7 protein-coding genes are annotated in these 12,055 nt (G+C 34.1%); 3 read left to right on the top strand and 4 right to left on the bottom strand.

Features of this window, described 5'->3' with window-relative positions; genetic code table 11:
- From BM319_RS13690 to BM319_RS13680, 3 genes are all read right to left on the bottom strand, one after another.
- On the bottom strand, nucleotides 1–1,421 hold a 1,421-nt coding region (locus BM319_RS13690; protein WP_091023183.1), incomplete at its 3' end, for a DEAD/DEAH box helicase.
- 561 nt (nucleotides 1,422–1,982) lie between these two features.
- Entirely contained in the window at nucleotides 1,983–6,251 is a 4,269-nt protein-coding gene (locus tag BM319_RS13685; protein ID WP_091023180.1) for a S8 family serine peptidase, read from the bottom strand.
- 130 nt (nucleotides 6,252–6,381) lie between these two features.
- On the bottom strand, nucleotides 6,382–7,662 hold the full coding sequence (locus BM319_RS13680; RefSeq protein ID WP_091023178.1) for a helix-turn-helix domain-containing protein: 1,281 nt from the start codon (nucleotides 7,660–7,662) through the stop codon (nucleotides 6,382–6,384).
- 437 nt (nucleotides 7,663–8,099) lie between these two features.
- Between BM319_RS13680 and BM319_RS13675 the strand changes: the two genes are divergently transcribed.
- Nucleotides 8,100–8,462, top strand: a complete 363-nt coding sequence (locus BM319_RS13675) for a VOC family protein (RefSeq protein WP_091023176.1) — start codon at nucleotides 8,100–8,102, stop codon at nucleotides 8,460–8,462.
- Nucleotides 8,463–8,521: 59 nt separating this feature from the next.
- On the opposite strand, the gene BM319_RS13670 is transcribed toward BM319_RS13675, so the two are convergent.
- Nucleotides 8,522–9,451 (bottom strand): DMT family transporter, encoded by a 930-nt coding sequence (locus BM319_RS13670; protein ID WP_069035266.1) that lies wholly within the window; start codon nucleotides 9,449–9,451, stop codon nucleotides 8,522–8,524.
- A 138-nt stretch (nucleotides 9,452–9,589) separates the two neighbouring features.
- On the opposite strand from BM319_RS13670, the gene pdxR reads away from it, so the two are divergent.
- On the top strand, nucleotides 9,590–11,023 hold the full coding sequence (gene pdxR / locus BM319_RS13665) for a MocR-like pyridoxine biosynthesis transcription factor PdxR (RefSeq protein WP_069035267.1): 1,434 nt from the start codon (nucleotides 9,590–9,592) through the stop codon (nucleotides 11,021–11,023).
- 32 nt (nucleotides 11,024–11,055) lie between these two features.
- Nucleotides 11,056–11,901, top strand: coding sequence for an FtsW/RodA/SpoVE family cell cycle protein (locus BM319_RS13660; RefSeq protein WP_091023173.1), 846 nt, complete (start codon nucleotides 11,056–11,058; stop codon nucleotides 11,899–11,901).
- Nucleotides 11,902–12,055 lie beyond the last annotated feature (154 nt).

Here is a 12,055-nt window from a genome sequence, read left to right as displayed (position 1 = left end):
CTGCCTGCATTTCCTGTTCTTTCCGCTCTGCCTGCATTTCCCGTTCTTTCTACTCTGCCTGCATTTCCCGTTCTTTCTGCTCTGCCTGCACTTCCCGTTCTTTCTGCTCTACCTGCATTTTCTGTTCTTTCCGCTCTACCTGCATTTCTTGTTCTTTCTTCTCTACCTGCATTTCCTGTTCTTTCCGCTCTACCTGCATTTCTTGTTTTTTCTGCTCTACCTGCATTTCTTGTTCTTTCTTCCCTACCTGCAATTCTTGTTCTTTCTGCTCTACCTACATTTTCTGTTCTATCCGCTCTGTCTGAACGTTCTCCTCTTTCCATTTCAATTCTCTTAATTGAAAGATTAAGTTCTTTTTCAATTACTCTCATATCTTGAAAATCTTTTGGAGTAGCAAATGTAATCGCAATACCAGTATCTCCTGCTCGTCCTGTTCTACCAATTCGATGTACATAACTTTCTGTATCCAATGGTATATCATAGTTGAACACGTGAGTAACACCTTCGACATCAATTCCTCTGGCTGCTACATCTGTTGCAACTAGATATTGTATTTTAGCTTCGCGGAACAATTTCATAACTTTTTCACGCTTGCCTTGGGTTAAATCTCCGTGTAGTTCTTCAGATAAAAGACCTTTTCCTTTTAGCTGTTCATTTAATTTATTAGCTCTTCTTTTTGTTCTGCAAAAAATGATTGCTAGAAACGGCTCTGCTTCTTTGATTTGATTCAATAAGGCATTAAGTTTTCCGCGATCTGTTGTTTCAATAATTAATTGTTCAATTTCATCTAGTGTAATTCTTTTCGCTTTTACTTTAATAATTTCTGGCTTTTTCATGTAACGCTTTGCAAGTGATTGGATTTGATCTGGCATTGTAGCAGAAAATAATAAAGTTTGTCTCGATACAGGAGTATGATTGATAATATCTTCTACCTCGTGTAAAAATCCAATATGTAACATTTGGTCTGCTTCATCAAGCACTAGAAAATCAACTTTATCTAAATTTATAGTTCCTCTTCTTAAATGGTCTAAAAGTCTACCAGGTGTTGCAATGATTAAATGTGCACCACTTTTTAGTTTACGCGCTTGTTGTTCAACATCTTGTCCGCCGTACACAGCAAGTACTCCAAAATCATCACTAACAATCCTTTTAGCCTCAGCAGTAATTTGAAGAGCCAACTCTCTTGTTGGAGCAACTACTAATGCTTGTGTATGAGGTAATTCTAAATTAATTCTTTCAAGGATTGGAAATAAGAATGCAAATGTTTTACCAGTTCCTGTTTGCGCCTGTCCTATTAAATCCTTCCCTTCAAATACGATTGGAATTGCTTTCTCTTGAATCGGGGTAGGCTCTGTTATCCCTAATTCAGTTAGATACTCAGTTAATTCCTCACTTAAACCTAAACTTGAAAATTTATTCATTATATTTACCTTACTTTCTATTTTATATCATTATAAATAATAATGGTTGTTTCATATATTTACTCAAAAAACGACTAATCCATTGTATCACAACGTTTATTAATCTTTTAAAATTATTCTTATATAACTGTATATGTATAATTGATTAGATTTCTTCTGCATCAAGTTATTTTTCACAATTCCTTGGTAAAATAATCAATAATTCATTTAAATTTAGGAACCAAAATTTCTATATGTTTTTAAAGAATTAATCTGTTAGTTGATTTTCACTTCAGGATTCCCGCTTTCCATGGGGCATGGGCTGAGCCTCATCGTTCCTGCGGGGGTCTCAGGTTTCCCGCATACCTCATAGGAGTCGGGCATTCTTCCGTTCCAATCAACATCTTCAAATTTTAATAAAAATGATCTAGAATATAATCATTACTTAATTGCCAGTTAAATTAAATAAACTAAGAATAGCAATCACATCATACAAATTAGCTTTTTAAAAATCTTCATTTTTTCTACAGCATAAAAAAAAACGGTAACCTTTTGTAGGTTACCGTTTAACTAGTTATTGTATTACTCTAATCCAAGTGCTTGTAAAACATTATCTAATGTTTCACCTTTATACTTTGTCGCTGCTTTTGGTGAATTGTCATTCCATGGATTTTGCATTAGGTAGTTATTGATTACATATTGCATATCTTTTGCATCAACAACACCATCATAGTTAATGTCCGCATCACGTTTATTTGTACCCCAATAAGTTTGGATATATAAAGCGTCCTTTACATCAATGACATTATCTTTATTTACATCTCCTCCAGGAATATAGTCATAATTCACTGGTTTTGATCCAGCTGTAACTTTTCCGTCTTCTTTTACTCCGATTGTAAAGTCTTTAGAGAAAGTAAAGTGACCTGGCACATCAATTTTTAATGTAAAATCTTCATCTGTAATTGGTAATCTCGTTCTAAATGCTGATGGTGCTAGACTGCCAGCGTAACCTAAAGGATCAGATACACCGTATTCTTTACCATTTACGTCTTTCACACTAATTTTTGAACCTGTTTTATTGAAGTCAATTTGTTTCGCCATAGGTTCTCCAGCGAACGACATTAATCCTTCAGCTTGAACTTGTGCTCTCATTAATGAATAGGTTGGTGTAATATAGAAATATGGTTGAATTCCTTGTGTTGTCACAGTAGTATTATCGACATTCGTATAAACAGCGTTAAAGAATCGACTTGAACCTGTTGCACTGTAGAAGTTCATTGGTCCTTTGTAGTATTGGTCTTTTGCTTTTAATGTTAAGTCTACCAATGATACGTCTCCAGCGATTCCGGTATTTGCTAAATCTCCAGTTGCTGTCGCAGTGATTGTCATTTTAGTTAATGAACTATTAAATTGAGCAGTTGTATACTGTACATCTAGTTTACCTTTGAATGACGAGTTCGGTTGAACATTCACTAAATCAAGGTACTGACTTGGATAAAGGAAAGTGAATTCAGCTTTCTTTACATTTGTTTTCACATTTTTTGTTGAGAACGTTAATGTTGTAGATTCACCCATATTTATACGTTGCTTGTCAGCAATAGCAGTTGTGTATGCAGTTCCTTTTCTAACAAAATATGCATCAATAAAACTACCGTAATTTCTTACAGTTGATTTAGTATAATCTGAGAAATCGTACTCAGTAATAGCATTAACAACTGGACCAGATGTACTTAATGGTATTTCAGCGTTGAAATTACCTTGTGAGTCTAGTGAAATGCTTTTTTCCTGAGAATTATTAGGATTATAATAAGTAAAATTATTGTCAGCCTGAGATGCAGTAATGCCTGCTGCTTTCATCTCGTCTATTTCTTTATCAAATACATTACCTGATACAGTAACTTTCGTGTCAGTTGGATTAGTAGTTTCGTAAATACCGCCAGCCTTCATATTATTCATTGTTACCTTTGCTTCTTTAACCCCATTGTAAACCGGTGCATCTGCCGTGAAAGTTTCACCTTTATCGTTTGTGCCTACCATTCTAATTTTATATAATCCTGGATCTAATTCTTTAAGGTCATATGCAATTGGGTTATCTGAATCACCAGTTAATGGATAGTATTGACCATTATTCAGAACACCACGGAAATAATACTCAATTTTCTCATCTGCTCCCATTCCATCAGCTGAACCTAAGAATCCAAACTCTTTGTCTGCTTTTGGATCCACAAGGAAGAAATCAAAATTACGCATATGTGAATTTAATTTGAAGTTTACGCCAATTGACCATCTTGTCGCATTACTCGCCGCTTCATATGGCACTGTAAACGCTGGTGGATTACCCGTTAAGTAGTCGATACCTTCTTTTACAGTATGAATAGCAAATGGAATTTTATAAGTATCATTAGGATCCTTTTGGTTTGTATATACTACATACCCTTCATATGTTCCAAGCTTTGCTGTTTTAGGAACATTAATTGTCGCATCCATATTTGCACTGCCATATCGTTTTACTTTTACAGAAGATTTAACATCTAATGTAACCCCGTTAGCAGAAGCATCTTGATCTGCTCTAGAATCATTTGTATATCGTGCATCCAACGTTTGGAATTGTACCTTTACATCATATGTTTTATCGACGGAACTCTTATTAAATAACGTGATTGAACGATTATCTGATAAGTCTTTACCAGTAACAGGTTGTTCACCAAAGCTTAGTGCACCAGTAATGTTTTTTATTTGTTTGATTCCCTTATCTGCTAGAGTTGTAATAGAATTTCCTACTTCTTTTACAGTCGACGTTTTGTCTTTTACTTGAATTTCCGTCTGAGCATGAACAGCATCATATGGGTTTACACGACCAGCACCAACTTCGTATACACTGTATTTATCAGATAAAGGATCTGCTGTGTTCATCAAAGTTGCTTTAATATCTGAAGGTGACATATCAGGATGAGCTTGTTTTAATAATGCTGCTACTCCGACAACATTAGGAGTTGCCATTGACGTTCCAGATAAACGCTCATATGCGTATTGATAGTTTCCAATTTGATCAACTCCATGCATATAAGAAGGAACAGTAGAGAAAACAGATACCCCAGGTGCCGTTACTTCTGGTTTAATATCGTATAACACACGGGATGGACCACGTGAGCTAAAAGGCGCTAATTTATCACCAATTGTCACTTGTTGCTTCATATTGCTAAATGTGAAGCCAAGAAATGTACCTTTAGATGCCCCAACTAAAGGCAATTTAGCAGCTAGGGCACTTCCTTGTGCGTAACTTAGTAAAAATGTTGGAAGTAAGCCATAGCCATCTCCAAGGTAAACGTCACCTAAAGGAACTTGTGTATCATATAATACAACGGCTTTTGCTCCATGCGCTTTAGCTGTCGAGATAATTTGAGTAATTCCATAACTACCTCTTTGTGCTAACACCACTTTTCCTTTTACATCGATTGGATCAGAATTACCAGCAGCCCCCATCCAATAACTAGCCTCACCACCAAATGATACATTTACCATTTGTAATGTTTGTCCTTCAAAATCACCTACATTATCAGTTAAACTTTTAGCAGCTAACTTTAAATCTGCAGGTAAATCACCTGTTGAAGAATGTAATGCACCCGTAAAACTCGGAATTGAAACAGATGTGTCACTTGCTCCAACTGTAATTGCTAAAGGTGCATTACCAGGAGCACCAAGTGAATACATTCGATCCCCAGAGTTACCTGCTGCGACAATTGCTGTTACACCTGCAAGAACTGCATTGTTAACGGCAATACTTGTAGGGTATAATGGGTCATTGTAATTTGCTCCAAGAGACATATTAATGATGTCCATTCCATCTGACACTGCTTTATCAATCCCCGCCAAAATAGCTGATGTAGAACCAGATCCATATGGGCCAAGTACACGATAAGAATAAAGATCAGCTTCTGGTGCAACACCTTCTACAGCAAAGTCTGCATTGTTTTTCGCTTGTCCAGCAATAATTCCAGCTACATGAGTTCCATGCTCTGTATAATAGGCCTCTCCGTTTGTAGCCAATTCAGGCTGGCCAGATTTTTTCCAATCGGCATATGTTGTTTCCATTGGGTCATTGTCATTGTCGACAAAATCATATCCACCTTTAAAAGCACCTTTTAGATCTGGATGATTGTAATCAATACCGGTATCAAGAATACCAACTTTTACTCCCTTGCCTGTAAAACCTTCTTGATGTAATTTTTCAACTCCAGGAAATGTAACCATTGTATGAGTTGCTACTTGCTTAGTTGTTGATACATCACTGATTGAAGGTGGCTCAACTTGAACTTGCATATCACTCCAAACAGCTTTTACTGCTTTAGATTTAAGCAGTGATTTTACTTTGTTCGCTGGAAGAGTCATAGAGACCCCATTAAATGCTTTTTTATATGAACGTTTAATAGAATATGGATTTTTCTTTGATTTTAATTCACTGCTAAAAATTGTTTTTAAATCTTTTTGGAACGTATCATGTGACTCGTCCACCTTTGCTTTTGCATCATCTGCTGATAGCGTTACACCATCTGATTCTGCCTCTAAAACCGCAGTCTGCTGTGGCTTCTCCTTAAACTCGACAATGACAGAAGTAACCTTGTCACTTGTTTGATCGACTTCAGAAGATAATTGCAGTCCCTCTTTGTCACTTAATTTTAATTGCTTAATTGCTTCACGTTGCTGCGGAGTAAGATTTGCTAATACTTGTTCAACCTTTGAAGTTGCTTGTGCATGAACTTGTTGTGAAAAGGAACCTGGTGTCATTGTAGTACTGATAAGTCCTGTTGTTAATGCTAATGTTGTAACATTCCTAAACATTTTCTTTTTCAACTACTATCCCTACTTTCTTTTCTTAATAAGTTCATTATAATGAAACTTGATATAATTTTATTTTCTGAAAATTATGTCAAATAGTGTTTTTTTTTAAAATTTTTTTCTTCTTCAAACAAATAGAATAGAACTATGCAAAGTTACGCATAGAGCTCTCCTTTATTCCATTAATACTTAATAGTTTTATATACTTATTTATTTGATCAGAAGTCGCATGGTCCTTATATCTCCAATAAATTAGAAGACATTTATTGAATCTCTCCAAATTGCCAATTTGATTTGCAGTATAGGCTACATCCAGTAATTCATCTAAACCATTTGGCAGCTGTAGGCTTTCACACTGATAAAAAGCATATGCATAACGAAAATCCAAATGTACCTTCTGTTTTAACCATGGTTCGGCATCTATTATCAATTCTTCAATTGTATGTTTATATAAATCTAAGATTCTTTTAGCGTCATCTAATCGATTCAAACGAATAAATGCTTCAAGTACCTTTGGTAATCCAACATATACATCTTCTCTATCTTCTAGCCAACTAAGATATTGATCTACATACTCGAGCTGTCCGTAATCCAAATAAGATGCAAGTCGATTTCCAATAGCTAAATCAGCAAAATAATCATTGAACCCCGCATATTGTTCTGTAAGTTCTATTATTTCTTCTAAAGAGCCCCCCAGGCGTGCAAGCGCAAAGCTTTTATACATAAGTGCTCTACCATAATACTCTCCGTTTTTAACCAATTTCCTTAATCTCTCAGAGTAGTAAAGTACCTCTTCCCATTGCTCACGTCTATAATAAAATGCAGAGATCCATAAATATGCTTCCATTCTAACTTTTTTCGGCATGCAGTACAGATACTCCAACACATATGTCAATGCGTTATGACCATCCTCTGTCATTCTTAAAATATAAAAACGCCTATAATAACTTATTGCCAACAGTTCTAAAACGTCCTTCGAATCACATTCAATTATAATGGAGTACAAAAATAAAGCTTTTTCTTCTTTTCCAGCTTTAAAAAGCTCCTCTGCAACGAAAAAAATATAATTCAAATAATCGATTTGAATCGAAACTGATTTCTCAGTTGTCATTTTATGTAATAGATTTTGACAATGCTCCTCATAACCATTAGTAAAGCATTTGAATAAAAACTGTACACTTTTACGCTTGTCCAAAATTTGTTCCTCATTAAAACATTCCTCATAAAAATATGAATAAAGTGCGCCTTCCTCCAACCCAATAGCTTCTGAAATGGCATCCAAATACTTTAGTGTAAGCGAGCGCTTATGATTGAAAATACGACTAATTTCACTAATATGTATACCTGACTCCTGAGCCAAATCTGTTTTTGTCCAGCCTTTCTCTTTGCATATACATTGAATTTCATTAAATAGAGCTGCGTTCATTCTTCTCACCTACCAATTAAATTTACTTATGCTCAGCCCCAATCGTTACAAACGGCCAATCTTCTTAAAGTTATTAAATTACAATTTCATTATAACGAAACTTGATATAATATTATTTCTGAAAAATATTGTCAATTTGCATTTAATCTTGTAAACATACTCTATTTTTTTGGACCAGCAATTGAAAAAGGGCTTCCCATTAGTCACATAATGACGCAAAGAGAACTCCTTTAATTAGTTAATATTATATGAATCTACTTGATAACTTTAAGACGTTATAGATACTTACGAGATTATTTCAAGAAACCTAGGCATTAAAAAAACTCTTTAACTGAAATATTAGAGATGTGATTCATTTTTACTTTTTAAATGATAAAAAAGGTAAGCATCTGCTCTGCAAAGAATAGTTAGTACAGTAAATAAAAGGAGCTGATTAAATGAATGGAGTTTTAGATATTGTTATTTTTTGTATAGACACAAACTCTTCTAAAAGCTGGTATGAAAAAGTTGGATTTGAATATTTAAGAGGACATGATGGTATGTATTGGTTTAAAGCAGGGAATGGCGAGCTAATGCTCCATCCTACAGATACGCAATCCAATACTGATGCAGTCTTTCAATTAATCGTAAGTGAAGTCGATCCACTATTTGAAAGTGTGTTGGAAAAAGAATTGACGCCATTGGATTTCTCAAATGGAGAAAAAGTCATCACAGAACCTACTGTTCAGCCATGGGGGTATAAGGAATTTTGCTTAAGAGATCCAGACGGTTACATATGGGCATTTGTTCAAAAATCATAATTAAAGTAAGAAAATCCACAGGTTCCATGTGGATTTCCTTACTTTTTAGATTAACGATATTACTTTGAAATATTCACTTCTTTTTTTAAAAGCCTTCCTTGCTTTCTATACATAGAAAACGTTGACCAATTTGCAATGAATACACCAGATAATATTAGTATGCCACCAATCGCCATAATTGGTTTGATTGGTTCGTCCATTACGAAATAACCTAAGACACTTGCAATTAATGGTGATACATAAAGCCATGTTGAGGGGAATACCGGGTTCGTTTTAGATAGTAACCAACTGTATAACCCATGTCCCCCTATTGAACCTATAAATACAAGATACAATATTGGCCACACTGCGTCCCAAGAACTTAAACTTTCAATTTTCGGTTTTTCTAATAAAAACGAAACTAATAGTAGAAATATTCCACCATATAACATTTGAAAAGCATTGATTAAAAATGGCGATACACTACTGTATTCTGTTAATATTTCTTTTGAAGAAATGGATCCAAATCCGTAAAAAGCTTCTCCTAATAATACTGCGATACAAGCAGCAACCCATAAGTAAGAGACATGCTGACTTATCCCAGGTAAACAGACAAAAATTACACCTGCAAAAGCAATTAATAACGCTAATAGTTGTTTACCCTCAATTCTCTTATTATTTCTCCTTAATTGGAAAAGTAAGATCATCATTGGACCAGTTGCAGACAAAACTGCAGCTAACCCTGATGTTATATACTGCTCAGCCCAATATAATGTTGAAAATGTCATAAAAGTTAAGCAGAATCCAATATACATAATTCGTTTTGAAAAAATAAATTTCTTCACATTTACCCCTTTAAGAAGGAAATATAAAATAACAATCAGTCCCGCTAATGTAAATCGAATGCCTGCTGAAAATAAAGGCGAAACGCCCGACTCAATTCCAAATTTTATTGCTAGAAAAGTTGTACCGAAAATCATGCAAATAAAAATATAATTAATAATGATCATTTCATCACCCCTTTGATAAAAGTATTATATTAAAGTCGGAGTATAACAGTATAATAGAGCATATAACAGTTAGCTCTTTTTCCATTGACGATTGATCTTTTTTCAACTAATTTATAACTAAAAAACTAGTGGTGATCTATGAAAATTCAAATCCATAAAAAATCAACAGTTCCGATTTATCTCCAAGTAAGCACTCAAATTGCAGGCAGCATTCAAAGTGGACTACTTTTACCTAACGAAAAATTACCATCTTTACGAATATTGGCTGAGGAACTTTCAATAAGCGTTTTAACTGTTAGAAAGGCTTATAAATGGTTAGAGACAAACGGCTATGTCACTGTGATGCCAGGTAAAGGAGTATTTATTAGTAAGAAAGTAAAAAAAACATCCCAAGTTGATCCAAGTAATAACTGGCAACAGACTTTAGGAATCAATATAGTAAGATCCCAATATTTAATAAATAGAGAACAGTTAAAATATGATTTTTCAAAAGCAGTTGTATATCCACGTCTACTTCCTAATAAATTTTTAGCGGATGAAATGCAAAAACTATTAAGAGAAGATGCTTCTATATTAACAACCTACGGACCTGTTCAAGGTGATTCTGAATTAAGAACTGAAATTATTAAACATTTATATGAATTTCAAAAAATACGATCTAAAGCTGAAAATCTTATTATTACAAGCGGAGTTCAGCAAGGCATTGACTTAGTAGCACAAGCACTATTAAAACCTGGGGATTCAATTATAGTCGAGAGTCCATGCTATGGTGGTGCACTTGATATTTTTATAAATAAGGGGATTCATATAATACCTGTCGAGATGGATGAAGAAGGAATTCGATCAGACATAATTGAAGATATGTGTATTAAATTTACACCAAAATTAATTTATGTTAACCCGACCTTTCAAAATCCAACTGGAATCTCAATGAGTAATGGTCGTAGAAAAGAATTAATTGAACTTGCACAACAGTATCAATTTTTTATTCTTGAAGACGATTCATTTAGTGATATTTATTTCGAAAAAGCATTTCAATATTACCCAATTAAGTATTACGATCAATTAGACCATGTCATCTACATTAAAGGATTTAGTAAAACTTTAGCACCCGGGGTTAGAATTGCTGCAATGCTAGCAAATGGACCGGTCCTGGAATGGCTACTTGCGGTTAAAGCTTCAATGGATGTGGGTAGCCCTTTACTAACACAAAAAGCAATTTTACCATTTCTACGAACCGATCGAATGCGAAGTCACGTTGAAAAACTACGAATTGCTCTACAAATTCGGCGTGATACAAGTGTTGAAATACTTTCATCTGTTAATGATCAATTAAATTTTCGGATACCTGATGGCGGCTTTAATTTGTGGGTTACATTTCATAAAACCAATGTAGATATTTTTAATTTATTAAGAAAAGCTAATCATGAAAATATCTCATTCTTACCCGGTGTAGCATGTTTTAACAACAATACTGATATTTCTTCATTTCGGATTAGTTACTCACTAGTTAGCGAAAATGATTTAGCTAAAGGGTTAGAGAAACTACGCAATCTAATTAAACAAATATAAAACTATTGTAAAGGAAGGCCATTTAGAACAAGATGCTTAATTTTAAAAAAATAAACTTATTACCACTTGTCATAACAATGCCAGCATTGATAATCGGAGTACTTGCCATGATCAATAACCAAGTGTCCCCGTCCATTTACGGTCAAAATATTTTAATTGCTATTGTTGGAGGAATCATCTCCTTTTTAGTACTGTGTAGAGATCAGAAATCCACTAAGAAAAAGACAAATATCATTGTCATTACATGCATACTCATATTATTTTTACTTACCTTTTTGGACAAAGGATTACATGGTGTACATCGCTGGATAGCAATTGGTCCAATAAGATTTAATATCGCTTTAGTTTTCGTTCCATTAGTAATAATTCAACTATCAAACTTAATAAAATCAAAACCATTTTGGGTTACTTTTGGTTTTTCATTATTTTTTACAGCATTATTACTTTTTCAACCTGATGCATCTCAACTAACAGCTTTTACAATCGCTATCTCATTTCTATTACTAAATTTAAAAAAGAATAAAAGCGTTCAAATACTCTTTTTAATTGTTTTTATACTTTTAATTATTTTAAGCTGGTCTCACTTAGATCAACTTTCCTCAGTTTCTTATGTTGAGGACATTTTAAGTTTAGTAAAGAAAATGGGAATAGGATGGCTAATCTTAGCAGTAATTTCACTTTTAATTTTACTAATGCCATTTTTCTTATTTCCGCCAAACAGTGCAAAACCATTATCATTTAGTCTAGGGATTTATTTTTCAATTAGTATTCTTTCAAGCTTTTTTGGAAACTTCCCAGTGCCGATTATAGGTTATGGAACATCGCCGTTTATCGGTTATTTAATTGCGATTTCTTGGTATGTATATAATAAAAAATGAACCTTTAAAATGGTTCATTTTTACACGCTGTTGAAAAAAACTTTGTCAATTAAATTACCAAATTTTCGTAAAAGGAGTAGAGTGATGTTGATTTCCATTACAGGATGCTCGCTTTCCATGGGGCGGGATTCTTTAGCCTTCCCGCTAATCCCAT

The sequence above is a fragment of the Bacillus sp. UNCCL81 genome (assembly GCF_900112535.1).
Lineage (GTDB): Bacteria > Bacillota > Bacilli > Bacillales > Bacillaceae_G > Gottfriedia > Gottfriedia luciferensis_B.
Note: the sequence above shows the minus strand (reverse complement) of the source record. Positions and strands in the feature narration are given on the sequence as shown.

Coding starts and splice junctions, on each gene's coding strand:
- BM319_RS13680 (WP_091023178.1), bottom strand. CDS start 7,662: ATGAACGCAGCTCTATTTAATGAAATTCAATGTATATGCAAAGAGAAA.
- BM319_RS13675 (WP_091023176.1), top strand. CDS start 8,100: ATGAATGGAGTTTTAGATATTGTTATTTTTTGTATAGACACAAACTCT.
- BM319_RS13670 (WP_069035266.1), bottom strand. CDS start 9,451: ATGATCATTATTAATTATATTTTTATTTGCATGATTTTCGGTACAACT.
- pdxR (WP_069035267.1), top strand. CDS start 9,590: ATGAAAATTCAAATCCATAAAAAATCAACAGTTCCGATTTATCTCCAA.
- BM319_RS13660 (WP_091023173.1), top strand. CDS start 11,056: ATGCTTAATTTTAAAAAAATAAACTTATTACCACTTGTCATAACAATG.